General features: G+C 73.5%; 13 protein-coding genes and 1 pseudogene. 9 read left to right on the top strand and 5 right to left on the bottom strand.

Annotated features, from left to right (window positions below; translation table 11 throughout):
- Positions 1 to 12: 12 nt before the first annotated feature.
- A complete protein-coding gene (locus ACIP4P_RS16020; protein ID WP_400918480.1) occupies positions 13 to 1,485 on the bottom strand; it encodes a serine hydrolase domain-containing protein in 1,473 nt (490 codons plus the stop codon).
- A 471-nt stretch (positions 1,486 to 1,956) separates the two neighbouring features.
- Between ACIP4P_RS16020 and tdh the strand changes: the two genes are divergently transcribed.
- From tdh to ACIP4P_RS16005, 3 genes are all read left to right on the top strand, one after another.
- A complete protein-coding gene (gene tdh, locus ACIP4P_RS16015) occupies positions 1,957 to 2,985 on the top strand; it encodes an L-threonine 3-dehydrogenase (protein WP_400918477.1) in 1,029 nt (342 codons plus the stop codon).
- Between the two features lie 48 nt (positions 2,986 to 3,033).
- Positions 3,034 to 4,227: a glycine C-acetyltransferase gene (locus tag ACIP4P_RS16010; RefSeq protein ID WP_400918474.1), complete on the top strand. Its 1,194-nt coding sequence runs from the start codon at positions 3,034 to 3,036 to the stop codon at positions 4,225 to 4,227.
- A 314-nt stretch (positions 4,228 to 4,541) separates the two neighbouring features.
- Positions 4,542 to 6,143, top strand: coding sequence for a CocE/NonD family hydrolase (locus ACIP4P_RS16005; protein WP_400918471.1), 1,602 nt, complete (start codon positions 4,542 to 4,544; stop codon positions 6,141 to 6,143).
- 122 nt (positions 6,144 to 6,265) lie between these two features.
- On the opposite strand, the gene ACIP4P_RS16000 is transcribed toward ACIP4P_RS16005, so the two are convergent.
- The gene (locus ACIP4P_RS16000; RefSeq protein ID WP_400918468.1) at positions 6,266 to 7,648 is read right to left on the bottom strand and encodes a TolB family protein; all 1,383 of its coding nucleotides are present in this window, start codon (positions 7,646 to 7,648) and stop codon (positions 6,266 to 6,268) included.
- A 272-nt stretch (positions 7,649 to 7,920) separates the two neighbouring features.
- On the opposite strand from ACIP4P_RS16000, the gene ACIP4P_RS15995 reads away from it, so the two are divergent.
- Genes ACIP4P_RS15995 through ACIP4P_RS15985 form a run of 3 tightly spaced genes read left to right on the top strand, consistent with a single transcriptional unit; the run spans position 7,921 to position 10,842 of the window.
- Entirely contained in the window at positions 7,921 to 8,832 is a 912-nt protein-coding gene (locus ACIP4P_RS15995) for a LysR family transcriptional regulator (RefSeq protein ID WP_400918465.1), read from the top strand.
- 55 nt (positions 8,833 to 8,887) lie between these two features.
- On the top strand, positions 8,888 to 10,165 hold the full coding sequence (locus ACIP4P_RS15990) for a sensor histidine kinase (RefSeq protein WP_400918462.1): 1,278 nt from the start codon (positions 8,888 to 8,890) through the stop codon (positions 10,163 to 10,165).
- A complete protein-coding gene (locus tag ACIP4P_RS15985; RefSeq protein ID WP_350513023.1) occupies positions 10,153 to 10,842 on the top strand; it encodes a response regulator transcription factor in 690 nt (229 codons plus the stop codon). Before ACIP4P_RS15990 ends, ACIP4P_RS15985 begins: the two co-directional genes overlap by 13 nt.
- Here ACIP4P_RS15985 and ACIP4P_RS15980 read toward each other — a convergent pair.
- Positions 10,820 to 11,980, bottom strand: a complete 1,161-nt coding sequence (locus tag ACIP4P_RS15980) for a glycosyltransferase family 4 protein (RefSeq protein WP_400918891.1) — start codon at positions 11,978 to 11,980, stop codon at positions 10,820 to 10,822. The genes ACIP4P_RS15985 and ACIP4P_RS15980 overlap by 23 nt on opposite strands.
- Before the next feature lie 195 nt (positions 11,981 to 12,175).
- Positions 12,176 to 12,895 (bottom strand): annotated as a pseudogene (locus ACIP4P_RS15975) (glycosyltransferase 87 family protein); the annotation flags it as partial.
- Between the two features lie 604 nt (positions 12,896 to 13,499).
- Here ACIP4P_RS15975 and ACIP4P_RS15970 point away from each other — a divergent pair.
- The 3 genes from ACIP4P_RS15970 to ACIP4P_RS15960 all read left to right on the top strand — a co-directional run bounded on the left by ACIP4P_RS15970 (position 13,500) and on the right by ACIP4P_RS15960 (position 17,177).
- Entirely contained in the window at positions 13,500 to 14,396 is an 897-nt protein-coding gene (locus ACIP4P_RS15970) for a Gfo/Idh/MocA family oxidoreductase (RefSeq protein ID WP_350513190.1), read from the top strand.
- Positions 14,397 to 14,713: 317 nt separating this feature from the next.
- Entirely contained in the window at positions 14,714 to 16,591 is a 1,878-nt protein-coding gene (locus tag ACIP4P_RS15965) for an endonuclease/exonuclease/phosphatase family protein (RefSeq protein WP_350513024.1), read from the top strand.
- Between the two features lie 76 nt (positions 16,592 to 16,667).
- Entirely contained in the window at positions 16,668 to 17,177 is a 510-nt protein-coding gene (locus ACIP4P_RS15960) for a GNAT family N-acetyltransferase (RefSeq protein ID WP_350513025.1), read from the top strand.
- Positions 17,178 to 17,183: 6 nt separating this feature from the next.
- Here the strand turns inward: ACIP4P_RS15960 and ACIP4P_RS15955 are convergent, their stop codons facing one another.
- Positions 17,184 to 19,547 (bottom strand): ATP-binding cassette domain-containing protein, encoded by a 2,364-nt coding sequence (locus ACIP4P_RS15955; RefSeq protein ID WP_400918457.1) that lies wholly within the window; start codon positions 19,545 to 19,547, stop codon positions 17,184 to 17,186.
- Positions 19,548 to 19,564: the final 17 nt, after the last annotated feature.

Below are 19,564 nucleotides of genomic sequence, written 5' to 3'. Positions count from 1 at the left end.
GTCCCCGGCTGCTCAGGAGACGCGCAGCGAGCCCGGGGCGGTGCCGGTGGCCGTCGCCCCGCCGGACGGCGAGCCGGACCCGGAGGCCGAGGCCGAGCCCGACGGCGAGCCCGAGGAGGAGGTCGAGGCCGAGCCGGAGGCCGTACCGCTCGGCGACGCGGTGGCCGCGCTCGGCAGCGTGTAGACGTTGTTCGGCGACACGATCTGGGTGACCGCCTTGGCCACCAGCGTCGACGGCTCCGAACCCTGGTACTGCACATCGGTGTTGAGCTGGACCACCAGGCTGGCCTGGGCGTCCGGCAGGTACACCACGACGGTCTGGTAGCCGGGCAGCGAGCCGTTGTGGCCGATCCAGCCGTGGGTGTTGAAGATCCCGAAGCCGTAGCCGACGCCCGGCGTGCCGGTGGCGCGGCCCTTGAGCCGCTCCGCCTGGGTGGCGGGCTTGAGCAGCGGGTTCCCGGTGGCCAGCGCCTTGGACCAGGTGGTCAGGTCGGCCAGGTTGGAGATCGCCGCGCCGGCCGCCCAGCCCCAGGACGGGTTCCAGGTGGTGGCGTCGGTGAGCTGCCCGTTCGCGTCCTGGTCGGTGTAGCCGTGGGCGTGCGGGTCCGGGAAGGTCGCGTCCGTCGGGAAGACCGTCTTGGTGAGCCCGGCCGGGGTGAACACCTGGGCCTTCAGGTAGTCGCCCAGCGCCTGGCCGCCGGCCTTCTCGACGACCAGCCCGAGCAGCACGTAATTGGTGTTGCAGTACTCGAACTTGCTGTCCGGCGCGAAGTTCGCCGGGTGCTTGAAGGAGTAGGACAGCAACTGGTCCGGGGTGAAGACGTGGTCGGGGTCGTTGAAGAAGATCCGCTGGAAGTCCGGGTCGTCGCTGTAGTTGTACAGCCCGCTGCGCATGTCGCCGAGCTGGCGGATGGTGATGCCGTCGCCGTTCGGCACGTTGGGGACGTACTTGGAGACCGGGTCGTCCAGGCCGACCTTGCCCTGGTCGACCAGTTCCAGCACGGCGGTGGCGGTGAACGTCTTGGTGACGCTGCCGATCCGCTGGTACAGGTCGGTGGACATCGGCGTCCCGGCGCTCTTGTCGGCCACCCCGAACGACTTCTGGTAGCTGCCGTCGGGGGTGGTGTAGCCGACCGTCACGCCCGGGATCGAGGCCTGGCTCATCACCGCCTGGATCGCGCTGTCCAGCTTGGCGGTGACGTCCGAGGTGAGCGGTACCACCTTGCTGGAGGCGGAGCCGGAGGCGGCGGACGGGCTGTTCGCGCCCGGGCTGCCGCCGGCGGACGGGCTGAGCGCGGCCGGCTCGGCGGTGATCGCCGGACTGTCGGCCTTCGGCGCGGAGGAGGAGCCGGAGCAGGCCGCGGTCGTGAGCAGACCGGTCAGGGCCAGGGCGGCGGCGGTGGCGCGGCCGGCGGTGCGGCGACCGGTGGCGGCGCGACCGGCGGGGCGGGGGGCGGCCGGACGCGGCCGTCGGATCTTGGTCATGGGTCGAGAGCGCCTCATCCTTGAGTGGGCGGCTCCGGAGCGCGCACACGGGCCGCTGCTCCACGGGGCCGCAGGGAGCGTCGCCACCGTAAGCACCGTGGCCGCCCGGCCGCGCGCGGTTCGGCGCCCGGCTGATCCGAACGGGACCGCCGTCAGCCCTTTGCCCCAACCCGGCTGGCGGCCGCTGTCAAGTACCCGGCCCGGGCGGCCGGTTGGTGTCGGGACCGGTGCCCCGCGCTCCGCCGGACGGGTGAGCACCGGCACGCCGCGACGGCGCCCGGGCCCTGCTCGGGCACGATCGTTTAGCCCAGCTGTGGCCGCCCTTAAGAATTCCTCGATGGACCGCACCCCCTCCCACCAGGCAGATTTCTGCCTGCCGGAGCGCGCCCGTCAGGAGCGGCCGAACCGCGCCACCTCGGCCTGCCGCAACCCTCGCGGGCCGTTCCCCGAAGCACGTCAGGAGCCGTCGCCGTGAAGGCACTCGTCAAGCAGAACGCCGAGCCCGGCCTCTGGATGATCGACGTCCCGAAGCCCGAGATCGGCCCCGGCGAGGTGCTGATCAAGGTGCTGCGCACCGGCATCTGCGGCACCGACCTGCACATCCGCAAGTGGGACGGCTGGGCCCAGCAGACCATCAAGACCCCGATGGTGATCGGCCACGAGTTCGTCGGCGAGGTCGCCGAGATCGGCGCCGGGGTCGCGGACATCGCGATCGGCGACCTGGTCAGCGGCGAGGGCCACCTGGTCTGCGGCAAGTGCCGCAACTGCCTGGCCGGGCGCCGCCACCTGTGCCGCAACACGGTCGGCCTGGGCGTCAACCGCGACGGCGCGTTCGCCGAGTACGTGGCGCTGCCCGCCTCCAACGTCTGGGTGCACCGGGTGCCGGTCGACCTCGACGTGGCCGCGATCTTCGACCCCTTCGGCAACGCCGTGCACACCGCGCTGTCCTTCCCGCTGGTCGGCGAGGACGTGCTGGTCACCGGCGCGGGCCCGATCGGCATCATGGCCGCCGCCGTCGCCAAGCACGCCGGCGCCCGTAGCGTGATGATCACCGACGTCTCCCCGTACCGGCTGGACCTGGCCCGGCAGGTCGGCGTGACGCTGGCGCTCAACGTCGCCGAGCACACCATCGAGGAGGGCCAGCAGAAGCTGGGCCTGCGCGAGGGCTTCGACGTCGGCCTGGAGATGTCCGGCCGCCCCGAGGCGATGCAGTCGATGATCGCCAACATGACCCACGGCGGGAAGATCGCCATGCTGGGCCTGCCGGCCGAGCAGTTCCCGGTGGACTGGGCCTCGATCGTCACCTCGATGATCACCATCAAGGGCATCTACGGCCGCGAGATGTTCGAGACCTGGTACGCGATGTCCGTGCTGCTGGAGGGCGGCCTGGACCTCAGCCCGGTGATCACCGGCCGCTACGCCGCCGACGACTTCGAGGCCGCCTTCGACGACGCGGCCGGCGGCAACTGCGGCAAGATCATCCTCGACTGGACCGCCTGATCCCCGCGATCCACCCGCCCGAGCCCGCGATCCACTAGGAGACCGTTCGTGTTCGACAACGTGCGCGCCGACATCGCCACCACCCTCGACGAGATCCGCGAGGCCGGCCTGTTCAAGCCGGAGCGGGTGATCGGCAGCCCGCAGAACGCCGAGGTCACCGTCACCTCCGGCGGCCGCCCGGGCGAGGTGCTGAACTTCTGCGCCAACAACTACCTCGGCCTGGCCGACCACCCCGAGGTACTGGCCGCGGCGAAGGACGCGCTGGACCGCTGGGGCTACGGGATGGCCTCGGTGCGCTTCATCTGCGGCACCCAGGACGTGCACAAGGAGCTGGAGGACCGCCTCTCGGCCTTCCTCGGCCAGGAGGACACCATCCTCTACTCCTCGTGCTTCGACGCCAACGGCGGCGTCTTCGAGACCCTGCTGGACGCCAACGACGCCGTCATCTCCGACGCGCTCAACCACGCCAGCATCATCGACGGCATCCGGCTCAGCAAGGCCCGCCGCCACCGCTACGCCAACCGCGACCTGGCCGACCTGGAGCAGCAGCTCAAGGAGACCCAGGACGCCCGCCGCCGCCTGATCGTCACCGACGGCGTGTTCTCGATGGACGGCTACGTCGCCCCGCTGCGCGAGATCTGCGACCTGGCCGACCGCTACGACGCCATGGTCATGGTGGACGACTCGCACGCCGTCGGCTTCGTCGGCGCGGGCGGCCGCGGCACCCCCGAACTGCACGGCGTGATGGACCGGGTGGACATCATCACCGGCACCCTGGGCAAGGCGCTCGGCGGCGCCTCCGGCGGCTACGTCGCCGCCCGCCGGGAGATCGTCGCCCTGCTGCGCCAGCGCTCCCGCCCGTACCTGTTCTCCAACTCGCTGGCCCCGGTGATCGCGGCGGCCTCGCTCAAGGTGCTCGACCTGGTCGAGCAGTCCAACGAGCTGCGCGAGCGGCTGGCGGCCAACACCGCGCTGTTCCGCTCGAAGATGACCGAGGCCGGTTTCGAGATCCTGCCGGGCGACCACCCGATCGCCCCGGTGATGATCGGCGACGCGGCGAAGGCGGGCCGGCTGGCCGAACTCCTGCTGGAGCGCGGCGTGTACGTGATCGGCTTCTCCTTCCCGGTGGTGCCGCACGGCCAGGCCCGGATCCGGGTCCAGCTGTCCGCCGCCCACTCGACCGAGGACGTCGAGCGCGCCGTCGCGGCCTTCGTGGACGCCCGGGCCGCGCTGGAGGGCTGACCGCCCCACCGACTGCCCGCGGGCCGGACCGCTCGGAACCGGACCGGCCCGCGGGCCCACAACCGCCGTGCGGCGTGGCTGAATCGACTCCCCACGCCGCACGGCCCCCGAACCACCTGCCCCACCCTCCCGCATCGGGGGCGGGACGCCGGCCCGTACCGGTGTCCCGCCCCCGTTCGCGGTTTCCGGCGCCCGAGCTGCGGCGACCTCACGTTACCGGCCAGTAATTTGGCTGATCATCGCCTCCTCTGAGGGGTCGTCAGCTCATAGGCTCGCTCATGATCACATCGGGTGAACTGAGGGAGCAGAGCGTGATGGCACGACCCCGTCGGACTGGCGGCCACCGGACGGCGAGCGCGGTGCTCGCCCTGGCACTCGGGCTCGGCGTCGGGCTCGGGACCGGTGTGGTGGCCCAACCCGCCTTCGCGGCACCCGAGTTCGCCGCCGCGCCGGCCACCGCGTCGGCGTTCGGCGGCTTCCGGCTGGCCGACATCACCGCCGCGGACGGCGTGGTCCTCAAGGCCGACGTGTTCACCCCGCCCGCCGGGACCCCGGGCGCGGACGCCCGGGGCCGCTACCCGGTGGTGGTGCAGCCCGCCAGCTGGGGGCAGAACGACCTGGAGTACGTCGCCCAGGGGCACAAGTTCGCCGCCGCCGGGTACGTCGTGGTGACGTACACCGTCCGCGGCTTCTGGGGCTCGGGCGGGGAGGTGGACGTCGCCGGCCCCAAGGACGTCGCCGACATCTCGACGGTGATCGACTGGGCGCTCGCCCACACCGCGGCGGACCCGGACCGGGTCGGCATGATCGGGCTGTCGCTCGGCGGCGGCCTCACCCTGCTCGGCGCCGCCTTCGACCCGCGGATCAAGGCCGTCGCCTCGCTCAGCGGCTGGGCCGACCTGACCGACGCGCTGTACAGCGGGCAGACCCGGCACACCTCCGCCGCCACCCGGCTGGCCACCATCGAGGGCCTGACCGGCCGCAAGAGCCCGGAGTTCGCGACCGCCCTGGACGACCTGTTCGGCGACCACGACCTGCCCGAGGTGGTGAAGTGGGCGGACGTCCGCTCGCCGGCCACCTACCTGGACCGGATCAACGCCAACGGCGCCGCGGTCTACCTCGCCAACGGCTGGAGCGACAGCTTCTTCAACCCCGGCCAGATGACCGACTTCTACCAGCGGCTGACCGTCCCCAAGCGCCTCGAACTGCGCCCGGGAGACCACGCCAGCCAGGAGTTCACCGGCCTGCTCGGCTTCTCCAACGCCACCTGGGACAACGCCCGCGGCTGGCTCGACCGCTACCTCAAGGGCGCGCCCGGCGCGAACGACCTGCCGCCGGGCGTCGACCTGGAGGTCCGCCCGGACGGCGGCCACGAGGCGTACCCGGACTGGCGCTCGGTCGGCTCCCGCACCGAGCGGGTGACGTTCGGCGACACCGCGACCGTCCGCGGCGACGAGCCCTCCGGCGCCAGCGGCGGCACCGTGCTGCTCTCCGGCCTGGTCGACCAGTGGCTGCACCAGCCGCCGACCGTCCTGGTGCCGCTGCTCGACCGCTCCGCCGCCGCCGTCCGGCAGTCGGAGCCGTACCGGCAGGGCCTCGCGGTGCGCGGCGCCGCCCGGGTGCACACCACCGTCACCGCCTCCGCGCCGCAGGGCACGGCGATCGCCTACCTCTACGACGTGGACGCCCTCGGCGTGGGCCGGCTGATCGCGCACGCCCCGCAGAGCTGGAGCGGCCGGCCGGCCGGGCAGCCCTTCCCGCTGGACGTCACGCTGTTCCCGACCGCCTACGACCTCCCGGCCGGGCACCGGCTGGCGCTGGTGCTCGGCACCCACGACGGGCTGTACGGCGGCGAGACCCCGAAGGACGCCACGGTGACCTTCGGCCCGGCCGAGCTGTCCCTGCCGGTCCGCTGACGGACCCGGTCCCACCCGGTGGCAGGAGAGCCGGGTGGGACCAGGTCGGCCGGGTCGGCCGGGTCAACAGCTGAGGTGGAGCCGGTCGGAATATACGTCAGCTGTCGTAAGCGGCAGTCGGATCAGAGCCGGCGCAGGAACACGTCCAGCTGGGTGTTGGTGTCGCCCGGCACCAGGTTGGCGTCCTCGGCGGTGAAGACGACGGTGTCGCCGGTGGCGTCGACGTACGGGCTGTCGGAGCCGCCGGTGCTCTGCGAGCCGTCCAGGGCGGCGGTGACCCGCTCGATCCGGCCGGTCCGCAGGTCGCGGCGGAAGACGTCGCTCTGCCCGTTGGTGTCGCCGGGCACCAGGTCGTCGGCGCCGGAGTCGAAGTAGACCCAGCGGCCGTCCTCGGTCATGGCCGGGTCGTAGGCGCCCTCGGTGGTCGTGGTGCCGGGCAGCGGGGTGTTGACCAGGGTGGTCCGGCCGGTGGCCAGCTCGCGGACGTAGAGGTCCATCCGGATGCCGTGGGTGCCGGGCCGCCCGACGCCGTAGACCGGCAGGGCGTAGAGGGCGAAGCGGCCGTCGGGGCTGATCCGGGCGTCGTTGCCGCTGCCGGTCAGTGCGCCGGTGGCATCCAGGCTGGCGCCGGTGGTCTTCCCGGTGGCGGCCTTCCAGACGTAGTACGGGTAGAACCGCGGGCCGGCCAGCGCGGCGGCGGCCTCCGGAGCCGCGGCGGGGCTGGGGGCGGGCGCGGTCGGGAGGAGGTTGCCCGCCCGGGAGATGAAGCCGACCGTGCCGCCGTCCGCGCTGATGGTCGGGCGGAAGGAGTTGTTGTCGGCACCCTGACCGTCCGTGCCGACGGTGACCAGCCGGGTGGTGCGGGTCCAGCGGTCGGTGACGAACACGTTCTGCTTGCCGCGGTGCACCCCGGCGGCCAGGTCGGTGCGGTCGGAGGCGAAGGCGACGTAGCGGCCGTCCCGGCTCAGGGTGGGGGAGTCGGCGCCGCGGATGGTCTCGTCGTCGGTGGTGGTGAGGCGGCCGGCGGAGACCAGCTCGGTGCGGCCGGTCCAGCGGTCCCGGACGTAGACGTCGCTCCGGTGCCGGGCCTGGCCGGGCAGCACATTGGTGGCGGCGGTGCTGAACGCGACGTAGCGGCCGTCGCCGCTGATCGAGGCGTCCGAGGTGGCGGCGTTCAGCCGGGAGCCGTCGTCGGCCACACTGGCCCGCTCGACGTGCCCGTTGCGCAGGTCCCGGACGTAGACGTCACCGCCGTTCGCGGCGCCGTCGGGCAGCAGGTTCGTCGCGGTCGAGGAGAACAGCGCGGAGCGGCCGTCGGCGCTCAGCCCGAGCGCGTACGAGGGGCCGTCGAGCTGCTCGCCCTTCGGCCCCTCGCTGACCCGGGCGGTGTCGCCCTTGGGCGGCCGGGCCTCGGCCGAGGCCGGCAGCACGGCACCGACCGCGAGGGCGGCCACCAGGACGCAGCCGGTACGGGCCAGTCGGCGGCGGGAACGAGCGGTGATCATGGACAGCCTCCCCTGATGACGGTGCCGGGCCCGGGGATCCCCGCCGGCCCGGCTCGGCCACGAGCCAAGCGCCGACCGAGCGGGACGGTCAACGGGCCGAAGCGATCTCGTCCCGAAATACGCCACGGGTGGTACTGCGCCCCTCCGGCCCCGAAACCGACCCGGGAGCCGGGCCCGGAGCCGACCCGGGAGCCGGGCCCGAAACCGCCCCCGGAGCCAGTCCCGAAGCCGACCCCGGACGGCCCGCTCCGCCACGCTGGCAGAATTGGGCTGTGATCGACGCACGACGGCTGCGGACCCTCCGGGCCGTGGCGGACCACCGCACCGTGACCGCCGCGGCGGCCGCGCTCTACCTGACCCCCTCCGCGGTCTCCCAGCAACTCGCCGCCCTGGAGCAGGAGACCGGCCACCACCTGCTGGCCCGGGAGGGGCGGGGGGTGCGGCTGACCGCCGCCGGGGAGATCCTGCTCGGCCACGCCGACGCGGTGCTCGCCCAGCTGGAGCGCGCCGAGGCCGACCTCGCCGCCTACAGCGCGGGCGTCGCGGGCGAGGTCACCGTCGCCTCCTTCGCCACCGGCATCTCGCACGTGCTCGCCCCGGCGATCGGGCTGCTCGCCGAGCGGGCGCCCGGGGTGCGGCTCAAGGTGCTGGACGCCGAGGGCGACGCCAGCCTGCCGATGCTGCTGGACGGCCGGGCCGACCTCGCGGTGGCCGTCGAGTACCGGGGCGCCCCGCGCGGCGACGACGCCCGGCTCACCCGGGTCCCGCTGTACGCCGAGCCCTTCGAGGCGGTGCTGCCGCTGACCCACCCGCTGGCCGCCGAGGCCGGACCGCTCGCGGTGGCCGCCCTGGCGGACCAGCCGTGGATCGGCCCGTACCCGGGCAACCCGTGCCACGACGTGGTCCTGCTGGCCTGCGAGCACGCCGGCTTCCAGCCGCGGCTGCTGCACTCCTCGGACGACTTCCGCGCCGTCGTCGCACTGGCCTCGGCCGGCGCCGGGGTCGCCCTGGTCCCGCGCTCCGCGCTGCGCGGCGTGGACCTGGCCCGGGTCGCGGTCCGCCCGGTGGACAGCGACCTCGCCACCCGCCGGGTCTTCGCCGCCGTCCGGGCCGGCGCCGACGGCCACCCCCTGATCCGCCCCGTCCTGGACGCCCTCGCCGAGGCCGCCGCCGCCGGGGCCTGAGCGGGGGATAGGGTCGGCCGGGAGTTCGTACGCGTGCGGGGGAGGGGGCGACGCCATGGCGGTTGCCGTGTGGGCGGCCGTGCGACGGCGGCCGACGGCCTTCCTGTGGTCGCGGTGGCCGCTGCGGGCCTGGGCGTTCCTGCTGACCGGCACCCTCCAGGGCGCCGTCTCGCTGCTGGTGCTGGCCGTGCTGCTGGTCCTCGGGGTCGCGCTGTCCGTGGTCGGCGTCGGGCTGCTGGTGCTGGCCGGGGTGGCCGTGCTCGGGGTGCCGCTGGGCGCGCTGGAGCGGCGCCGGCTGCTGCTGGTCGAGCCCGTCCCGCTGCCCGACCCGCACGGCTCGCTGCCCGGCGCGGGCGCCGCGGCCTGGCTGCGGACCCGGCTGAGGGAGCGGGCGACCTGGCGCGAGCTGGCCCATCTGCTGCTGCACAGCGTGCTGTTCACGGCGAGCGGTCTCGGCTTCGTCGCGCTGCTCGGGCTGTCGCTGATACTGCTGGTGACGCCGCTGATCGTGTGGGCGATCAGCCCGGACACCGTGATGCTGATCCCCGGCCACCCGATCTCGGAGCCGCTGGCGGCCCTGCCGGGCAGCGCGGCGGGCGCGGTCGGGCTGGTGCTCTCCGCCTACGCCGGGTGCCTGCTGGCCGGGGCCCAGGTGTGGACGGCGCGGTGGCTGCTGGCGCTCCGGGACGAGGACCTCGGCGGCCGGGTGGTCGAACTCACCCGCTCCCGGGCCCGGTTGGTGGACGCCTTCGAGGCCGAGCGGCGCCGGATCGAACGCGATCTGCACGACGGCGCCCAGCAGCAGCTGGTCGCCCTGAGCATGACCCTGGGGCTCGCCGAACTGGAGCTGCGCGGGCAGCACCCGGCCGCGGCCGAGCTGGTCACCCGGGCCCGCGGCGAGGCCAAGCAGGCCCTGGCGCAGCTGCGCACCCTGGTGCGCGGGATCCACCCCCAGGTGCTGACCGACCACGGGCTGCCCGCGGCGGTCGCCGAGGTGGCGCTGCGCCACCCCGTCCCGGTGACCGTCGACATCGACCTGCCGCACCGGCTGCCCGGCCCGGTGGAGACGGCCGCCTACTTCACCGTCACCGAGGCGCTCACCAACGCCGCCAAGCACAGCGGCGCGGACCGGATCGACGTGGTGGCCCACCTCGACCGCGGCACACTCGTGCTGCTCGTCACCGACAACGGCCGCGGCGGGGCCGATCCCGCCGCCGGCGCCGGCCTCCAGGGGCTGGCCGACCGGGTGGCCATTCTGAAAGGACGACTGATCGTGACCAGCCCGGTCGGAGGACCGACCCGACTGCGCGTGGAGGTCCCGTGCTCCGGATAGTGCTCGCCGAGGACGCCGTCCTGCTCCGGGCCGGCCTGGTGGAGCTGCTCGGGCGGGTCGGCCACCAGGTGGTCGCCGCGGTCGGCGAGGCCGGGGAACTGGCCCGCGCCGTCGACGCCGAGCGGCCCGACATCGTCATCACCGACGTCCGGATGCCGCCGGACTTCCGCGACGAGGGGCTCCGGGCCGCCGTCGAACTTCGGTCCAGGCACCGGGGGTTGCCGGTCCTGGTGCTCTCCCAGTACGTGGCGACGGCGTACGCGACCCAGCTGTTCAGCGACGAGGCGTCCACCGACGGCGGCCTCGGGTACCTGCTCAAGGACCGGGTCGGCGAGGTCGCCGACTTCCTGGACGCGCTGGAGCGGGTGGCGTCCGGGCAGACCGTGCTGGACCCGGAGGTGGTGCGGGTGCTGCTCCGGCAGCGCACCGCCGACGAGCCGTTGAAGCGCCTGACGCCGCGCGAGCGGGAGGTGCTGGGGCTGATGGCCGAGGGGCTCAACAACCAGTCGATCGCCCAGCGGCTGACCGTCACCGAGGCCTCGGTGGTCAAGCACTCCAGCAACATCTTCATGAAGCTGGACCTCGACCCGGTCGAGGGCAACCGGCGGGTGCTGGCGGTGCTGGCCCACCTGCGCGGCCGGGGGAGCGGCGAGGTCAGTCCACCGACGGGACGGTGACGGCCCGCAGGTCCGCCCCGGGGCTGAGCAGCCGGTTGAGCCGCTGCGCCGAGGCGTCCCAGGACCACTGCTCGGACACCCACTCCCGGCCGCGCCGCCCGAACTCCCGGGCCCGGTCGGCGTCCAGCAGGGCCGCCGACACGGCCGCGGCGACGGCCGGCACGGACCGGCCGTCCACCACGCTGCCGGTCCGGCCGTCCAGCACGGTGTCCGGGGCGCCGCCGGAGTCGCCCGCCACCACGGGCAGTTCGCCGGCCGCGGCCTCCAGGAAGACGATGCCCAGGCCCTCCGCCTCCAGGCCGGCCCTCCTGGTCCGGCACGGCATGGCGAAGACGTCCGCCGCCGCGTAGAACCAGGGCGTCGAGGCGTGGTCCTGGCCGCCCGCGAACACCACGCCGCCCGGGGCGAGTTGGCCGGCCAGTCGGCGCAGCCGGGGCTCGTCGGGGCCGTGCCCGACGATCAGCAGGACGGCGTCCGGGACCTCTCGGCGGATCAGCGGCAGTGCCCGGATCAGGGTGTCCTGGCCCTTGCGCGGGACCAGCCGGGACACGCAGAGCACCACCTTGGCGTCGCCCAGCCCGTACCGCTCGCGGATCACTCGGCGGTGCGCCGACGACGGCCGGAACGCCTCGGCGTCCACGCCCGGGACGAGCCGTGCCAGCCGGGCCCGAGGGCCCAGCGCCGGGGCGATCCGGCGCCGGGTGTACTCGCCGAGGTAGGTGACCACGTCGACGTGGTCGCCGATCCGGCGCAGCAGTCGTCGGGCGATCGGGGCGCGGGCCCACCAGATCTCGTGGCCGTGGGTGGTGGCGACCATCCGCTCGATGCCGCCCCGGCGCAGCGCGGGCGCCATCGCGGCCAGCGGGGCGGCGGCGCCGAACCAGACCCGGTCGCAGCCGTGGGCGCGGGCGATCTCCAGCGTCCGACGGGTGACCCGGGGGGTGGGCAGCAGGGTGCGGCTGCGGTCCCGGACCACCGGGAAGGGCAGGGTGGCGGCCCAACCGGTGTCCGCGGGCTCGGCGGAGGTATAGACCACCACGTCGTCGTCCGGGACGCGCACCGCCATCGCGTGCACGAAGGTCTCGATGCCGCCCTGCCGGGGCGGGAAGTCGTTGGTGACGATCAGGGTGGTGCCCATGGGAGTCGATGCCTCGGTTCCGGGGTGGAGTGGGGTCGGGTGGGGCGGGGCGGGTCGGACGGTGACACGGGTGGCGGGTGCGGCCGCCTGCGCGGGCAGCGGCAGCCCGCGAACGGGCTCCGGTACGAGGCGGGCCCAGACCGCCAGCACCGCGGGCAGGGCGAGGTAGCCGAACCGCCCGGCCGGGGCCAGCAGGAAGGCGAGGCCCAGCCCGAGGGCCAGCCGGTCGGCGGCGGCGACCAGGTCACGGGGCGGCCGGCGCAGCAGCGAGCCCGCGACGGCCAGGCCGCCGAGCAGCAGCAGCGCGACCGCCGCATACCAGCCGGCCGGCCCGAGGCCGGCGAGCAGCCGGCCCGGCAGCGGGCTGGCGGCCTCGGTGCGCAGCTCGCCGTGGCCGAGCGGGAAGGCCAGCACCTGGTCGACCATCGGCCCGGGGGCGAGCAGCGCGGCGGGCAGCACCAGTGCGGCGGTGCCGAGGAACGCCACGGTGAGGCAGCGGGCCGCGGCCCGTCGCCCGGCGGTGGCGGCGAGCAGGGCGGCGGCGACGGCGACCGCGGGCCAGCAGGTCCACTTCATGGCGCAGGCGGCGGCCAGCACCAGCCCGGCCGCCGCCGGGCGCCGTACCGCGGCGAGCGCGAGGGCCAGGCAGAGCAGGCCGGTCAGCGGGAGGTCGACGCCGCTGACCGCGAGCGGCAGCGCCACCACCGGCGAGGCGAGCAGGGCGGCCAGTACCGTCCCCGGCGACACCGTGCGCCACCGCGGTGCGGCGCCGGGTGCGGCGGCGCGCAGCAGCCGGTGGGCGGTCCACAGGGCGGCGAGGAACACGGTCGCGCACCAGAGCCGGGCGTCGCCCGCCAGTTGCGCCAGCGGCCCCTGGGTGCCGAGCAGCGCCCGGGGCAGCCCGAGCAGGGCCATCCCCGGCAGATAGGGCGTTACCTCGTCCACCGTGCGGGGGTCGTCGAGGTACGGGGAGACCTGGTGCAGCAGCAGCGAGCCGGAGCGCTCGATCACCCCGACCTCGCTCTGCGCCGCCCCGGTGTGCACCAGCAGGAGCAGCGGCAGCACCACCGCACCGGCGAGCGCGACGGCGACCGAGCGGGCCCGGGCGTCCCGCCGCGACGGGAGCAGGACGGTGAGCGCCGCGCCGAGGTAGCCGAGTGCGGCGACGGTGCCCCAGGTCCGGTGCGGTCCGAGGGAGGAGTCGAGGGGGAAGACGGCGGCCCAGGCGGCGCAGGCGAGCCATCCGGCGCACCAGTACCACCTGCGTCCGACCGCCTCCGGAGCCGGGTGGGCCCGGTCGTTCGGAGGAGTGAGCACCCGTTCATTCCAGCCGCGCGCGGAGGCGACGTCATGACGGCCAGGTCGAGACCCGATGGTCGGGTTTCCCCTACCATCCGCGCACGTGGGGGCCCGTGATCGGGCCCGAGGCGGCGCGGGGGGACCGCGTAGGGTGGCGGGAAACGACGGCCGCACCCCTCAGGAGACCTCCATGCCCTCGACCGCTGTCCCCGCCGGTCCGCTGCCGGTCGGTGTGATCGGCCTCGGCGACATCGCACAGAAGGCGTACCTGCCGGTGGTGTCCGCCCTGCCGGGCCTGGACCTGCGGCTGATGACCCGGGACCGGGCCAAGCTGGACCGGCTGGGGGAGACCTACCGGGTCGACGCCGGGAGCCGGTTCACCGACCTCGACGAGCTGATCGACAGCGGCATCCGGGCCGCCTTCGTGCACGCCGCCACCGACCAGCACGTGCCGATCACCGAGCGGCTGCTCCGCGCCGGGGTCGACGTGTACGTGGACAAGCCGCTGGACTACACCGTGGACGGCGCCCGGAAGCTGGTCGACCTCGCCGACCGGACCGGCCGTTCGCTGATGGTCGGCTTCAACCGGCGCCACGCGCCCGGCTACGCCCAGGCGTTGGAGCGTCCACGTGACCTGATCGTGCTGCAGAAGAACCGCGAGGGCCTCCCCGAGGCCGCCCGCACCCTGGTCTTCGACGACTTCGTGCACGTGGTGGACACCCTGCGGTTCCTGGTGCCCGGCGAGATCGACCACGTGGACGTCCGGGCCCGCAAGGACCGGGAGGGACTGGTCGAGCACGTGGTGCTGACGCTCGGCGGGGAGGGGTTCACCGCGCTGGGCATCATGAACCGGCTCTCCGGCTCGACCGAGGAGGTGCTGGAGGTCTCCGGCGGCGACTCCAAGCGCGAGGTGCGCAACCTGGCCGAGGTGATCGACCACCGCGGCCAGCCCACCGTGCGCCGGCGCGGTGACTGGGTGTCGGTGGCCCGCCAGCGCGGCATCGAGCAGTGCGTGCTGGGCTTCCTGGACGCGGTGCGGGCCGGGAAGACCCTGGACGCCCACGACGCGCTGCGCACCCACGAGTTGTGCGAGCTGATCGTGGAGCGGATCGGCTGAGGCCGTAGGCGTACGCGTAGGCGTAGACGTAGGCGTACACGTCCGCCTACGCCTACGCGTACGGAACGGAACGGGTAAAGCAGGGCAAAGGCGGGGTCAAGCTTGGTGAAAGCTGCAAGGAGCCTGGGAGAAAACTGAATTGACGCCTTTGCGCGTCATCCGGTCGGAACCGACAGTTCATTGACGAGGTCTTGTCGGGGCATTTTCTACGCGCGTATCTTGAGGGCGCCGCGGGGGACGGAGGCCGTCCCCCGCTCTCTCCGCACCCTTCTTCTACGCGAGTAGCGTCCGCTGCCCGAGCCAGGAGCCATGCCCCGGTGACCACCGCCCCCGCACCCCGCCCCCGCAGAACCGCCCTGCTGCGCGCCGCGATCGCCCCGGCCGCCCTGGCCGTCTCGCTGGTGCTCGTCCCGCTGCCGGCCGCCGACGCCGCCGGCCCGGCCGCCGCCCCGCCCGCGCCGACCGAGGCCGGCCCGCTGCGGATCCACGACATCCAGGGCACCACCCGGATATCCCCGCAGGCCGGAAAGCCCGTCACCGGCGTGCCCGGCATCGTCACCGGCGTGCGCGCCTACGGCAGCGTCAAGGGTTTCTGGCTGCAGGACCCGAATCCGGACGCGAACCCCGCCACCAGCGAGGGCATCTTCGTCTACACCGGCGGAAACCCGACCGTGCAGGTCGGCGACTCGGTGCTGGTGAGCGGCAAGGTCAGCGAGTACTACCCGAACTACTCCGGCGGCTCGCAGTCCATCACCGAACTCACCGGCCCCGCCGTCACGGTGCTCTCGGCCGGCAACCCGCTGCCCGCCCCCGTGGTCGTCGACACCCGCAACATCCCCGGAACCTACGCCCCGCCGGCCGGGCCCGACGGCAGCATCGACGCCGGGCAGCTGAACCCGGAGAAGTACGCCCTGGACTTCTACGAGTCGCTGGAGGGCATGCTCGTCCAGGTCAAGGACGTCCGGGTGATCCAGGCGACCGACAAGTACAACGAGCTGTGGGTCGCCGCCGACCGGCAGGACCAGCGCAGCAAGCGCGGCGGCGTGCTGTACGAGTCCTACCGCGAGCCCAACGTCGGCCGCCTGATGGTGCAGCAGCAGGCGCCGGTCTCCCAGCAGCCGTTCCCGGTGGCCAACGTCGGCGACGAGCTGACCGGCACCACCACCGGACCGCTGGACTACAACCAGTTCGGCGGCTACACCCTGGTCGCCGGCACCCTGGGCACCCTCAAGGACAACCACCTCCAGCGCGAGGTCACCGCCCAGGCCGGGGAGCGCGAACTCACCATCGCCACCTACAACGTGGAGAACCTGGCCGCCACCAACCCGGACGCCAAGTTCGCCGAGCTGGCCCAGGGCGTCGTCACCAACCTGCGCTCGCCCGACATCGTCGCCCTGGAGGAGATCCAGGACAACAACGGCGCCAAGAACGACGGCACGGTCGACGCGAGCCAGACCGTGGCCAAGTTCCTCGCCGCGATCAAGGCGGCCGGCGGCCCCGCCTACGACTGGCGCTCGGTCGACCCCCAGGACGGCAAGGACGGCGGCGAGCCCGGCGGTAACATCCGCCAGGTCTTCCTGTTCAACCCCCAGCGGGTCTCCTTCACCGACATCCCCGGCGGCGCCGCCACCAGTGCCGTCGGCGTCACCGGCACCGGCGCATCCACCGCGCTCACCGCCTCGCCCGGCCGGATCGAGCCGACCGACGAGGCGTGGACCAACAGCCGCAAGCCGCTGGTCGGCCAGTTCTCCTTCCGCGGCCGGAAGGTCTTCGTGATCGCCAACCACTTCAACAGCAAGGGCGGCGACCAGGGCATCGACAGCCGCTTCCAGGCCCCGACCCGTAGCTCCGAGGTGCAGCGGCTCAAGCAGGCCACCGTCGAGCAGGCCTTCGTCGCCAAGCTGCTGGCCGCCGACAAGGAGGCCAAGGTGGTCTCGCTCGGCGACTTCAACGACTACCAGTTCTCGCCCGCGCTGGCCGCCCTCACCAAGGACGGCGTGCTGCGCGACCTGGTGAACGAGCTGCCGGAGACCGAGCAGTACTCCTACGTCTACCAGGGCAACTCCCAGGTGCTGGACCACATCCTGGTCAGCCCCGAGGTCGGCTACGCCAAGTACGACGTGGTGCACATCAACGCCGAGTTCGCGAAGCAGGCCAGCGACCACGACCCGCAGGTGGTCCGGATCAAGCCGTAGCATCCGTTCCGGTTATCCTGCCTCCGCCGCCGGTGGTCACCGGCGGCGGAGGCATTCGCACCCGACGGGGGACGGCGTGGAGTACCGGATCGAGCGGATCGGGCGGGACGACTGGCAGCGGTTGCGCACCATCCGGCTGGCCCAACTCCTCGACACCCCCATGGCGTTCGGCGAGACCCTCGACTACGCCCGGCTGCAGGGCGAGGGCAACTGGCGGGCCCGCACCGAGTGGCTGAACGAGCCCGGCCGGATCGGCCTGGTCGCGGTGGACCCGGTGACCGACGAGTGGGTCGCCACCATGCTCGCCGTCCCCAGCCGCAAGGAGGCCACCGTCGACCTGATCGGCGTCTGGGTCGACCCGGCGCACCGCGGCCGCGGGCACGGCGTCGCCGACGCCCTGCTGGACGCGGTGATCGCCTGGGCCCGGGACGGCGGCGCCGGGTGGATGCTGCTCGGCGTGCACGAGGCCAACCACCGCGCCGCCGCCTTCTACCGGCGGCGCGGCTTCACCTACAACGGCGCCGAGACGCCGTACGTGCTGGACGAGCGGGCCCGGATCCTGGAGATGGTCCTGCCGCTGGGGTGATCGGGGTCAGCCCGCCGTGTACTCCGCCAGGTGCTCCCCGGTCAGCGTCGAGCGGGCCGCGACCAGCTCGGCCGGGGTGCCCTCGAAGACCACCCGCCCGCCGTCGTGCCCGGCGCCCGGGCCGAGGTCGATGATCCAGTCCGCGTGCGCCATGACCGCCAGGTGGTGCTCGATCACGATCACCGACTTCCCGGAGTCCACCAGCCGGTCCAGCAGGCCGAGCAGCTGCTCGACGTCCGCCAGGTGCAGCCCGGTGGTCGGCTCGTCCAGGACGTAGACCCCGCCCTTGTCCGCCATGTGGGTGGCCAGCTTCAGCCGCTGCCGCTCACCGCCGGACAGCGTGGTCAGCGGCTGGCCGAGGCTCAGGTAGCCGAGGCCGACGTCGGCCAGCCGCGCCAGGATCCGGTGCGCGGCCGGAAGCTTCGCCTCCCCGGCGCCGAAGAACGCCTCCGCCTCGGTCACCGACATCGCCAGCACCTCGCTGATGTCCCGGCCGCCCAGCCGGTACTCCAGCACCGAGGCGTCGTAGCGCCGGCCCTCGCAGTCCTCGCAGGTGGTGGCCACCCCGGCCATCATCGCCAGGTCGGTGTAGACCACGCCCGCGCCGTTGCAGGTCGGGCAGGCGCCCTCCGAGTTGGCGCTGAACAGGGCCGGCTTGACGTCGTTCGCCTTGGCGAAGGCCTTGCGGATCGGCTCCAGCAGCCCGGTGTAGGTGGCCGGGTTGCTGCGCCGGGAGCCCTTGATCGCGCCCTGGTCGACCGAGACCACGCCCTCCTCAGTCGGGATCGAGCCGTGGATCAGCGAGCTCTTCCCGGAGCCCGCCACCCCGGTGACCACGGTGAGCACCCCGAGCGGCACGTCCACGTCCACGTCCCGCAGGTTGTGGGTGTTGGCGCCGCGGATCGCCAGCGTGCCGGTGGGCTTGCGGACGGCCGTCCGCAGCGCCGCCCGGTCGGCCAGGTGCCGGCCGGTCACGGTGCCGCTCTTCCGCAGCCCGGCCACCCCGCCCTCGAAGCACACCGAGCCGCCCGCCGTCCCGGCCCCGGGGCCGAGGTCCACCACGTGGTCGGCGATCGCGATGGTCTGCGGCTTGTGCTCCACCACCAGCACCGTGTTGCCCTTGTCCCGCAGCCGCAGCAGCAGGTCGTTCATCCGGCTGATGTCGTGCGGGTGCAGCCCGGTGGTGGGCTCGTCGAAGACGTACGTGGTGTCGGTGAGCGAGGAGCCCAGGTGGCGGATCATCTTGACCCGCTGGGCCTCGCCGCCGGAGAGGGTGCCGGAGGGGCGGTCCAGGGAGAGGTAGCCGAGGCCGATCTCCACGAAGGAGTCCAGCGCCTGCTGCAGCGCGGAGAGCAGCGGTGCCACCGAGGGCTCCGCCAGCGCGCGGACCCAGTCGGCGAGGTCGCTGATCTGCATCGCGCAGGCGTCGGCGATGCTGATCCCGGCGATCCTGGAGGACCGGGCGGCCTCGCTCAGCCGGGTGCCCTCGCAGTCCGGGCAGGCGGTGAAGGTGACGGCGCGCTCCACGAAGGCCCGGATGTGCGGCTGCAGCGCGTCCTTGTCCTTGGACAGCATGGACTTCTGGATCTTGGGGATCAGGCCCTCGTAGGTGAGGTTGACCCCGTTGACCTTGACCTTGGTCGGTTCCCGGTACAGGAAGTCCTGCAGTTCCTTCTTGGTGAACCTGCGGATCGGCTTGTCCGGGTCGAGGAAGCCCGAGTTGGCGTAGACGCCTACCGTCCACCAGCTGTCGACCTTCCAGCCGGGGATGGTGATCGCACCCTCGGAGATCGACTTGCCGTCGTCGTACAGCTGGGTCAGGTCGATGTCGGAGACCCGGCCCCGGCCCTCGCAGCGCGGACACATGCCGCCGGTGATGCTGAAGCTGCGCCGCTCCTTGACCGTCCGGCCGCCGCGCTCCACGGTCACCGCGCCGGCGCCGCTGATCGACGGGACGTTGAAGGAGAACGCCTTGGGGGAGCCGATGTGCGGGGTGCCGAGCCGGCTGAACAGGATCCGCAGCATCGCGTTGGCGTCGGTCGCGGTGCCGACGGTGGAGCGCGGGTCGGAGCCCATCCGCTGCTGGTCGACGATGATCGCGGTGGTCAGCCCCTCCAGCACGTCCACCTCGGGGCGGGCCAGCGAGGGCATGAAGCCCTGGACGAAGGCGCTGTAGGTCTCGTTGATCAGCCGCTGCGACTCGGCGGCGATGGTGTCGAAGACCAGTGAGCTCTTGCCGGAGCCGGACACCCCGGTGAACACCGTCAGCCGGCGCTTGGGGATGTCGACACTGACGTCCTTGAGGTTGTTCTCGCGGGCACCGTGCACGCGGATCAGGTCGTGGCTGTCGGCGACGTGCGGCTCGGCCATCGTTCTCTTCGCTCCTG

The sequence above is a fragment of the Kitasatospora sp. NPDC089509 genome (assembly GCF_044749365.1).
In the GTDB taxonomy this organism is placed as follows: domain Bacteria; phylum Actinomycetota; class Actinomycetes; order Streptomycetales; family Streptomycetaceae; genus Kitasatospora.
Note: the sequence above shows the minus strand (reverse complement) of the source record. Positions and strands in the feature narration are given on the sequence as shown.

What these genes read in the sequence shown, in the direction of transcription:
- ACIP4P_RS16020 (WP_400918480.1), bottom strand. Translation starts at nt 1,485, where the DNA reads ATGACCAAGATCCGACGGCCGCGTCCGGCCGCCCCCCGCCCCGCCGGT.
- ACIP4P_RS16005 (WP_400918471.1), top strand. Translation starts at nt 4,542, where the DNA reads ATGGCACGACCCCGTCGGACTGGCGGCCACCGGACGGCGAGCGCGGTG.
- ACIP4P_RS16000 (WP_400918468.1), bottom strand. Translation starts at nt 7,648, where the DNA reads ATGATCACCGCTCGTTCCCGCCGCCGACTGGCCCGTACCGGCTGCGTC.
- ACIP4P_RS15990 (WP_400918462.1), top strand. Translation starts at nt 8,888, where the DNA reads ATGGCGGTTGCCGTGTGGGCGGCCGTGCGACGGCGGCCGACGGCCTTC.
- ACIP4P_RS15980 (WP_400918891.1), bottom strand. Translation starts at nt 11,980, where the DNA reads ATGGGCACCACCCTGATCGTCACCAACGACTTCCCGCCCCGGCAGGGC.
- ACIP4P_RS15955 (WP_400918457.1), bottom strand. Translation starts at nt 19,547, where the DNA reads ATGGCCGAGCCGCACGTCGCCGACAGCCACGACCTGATCCGCGTGCAC.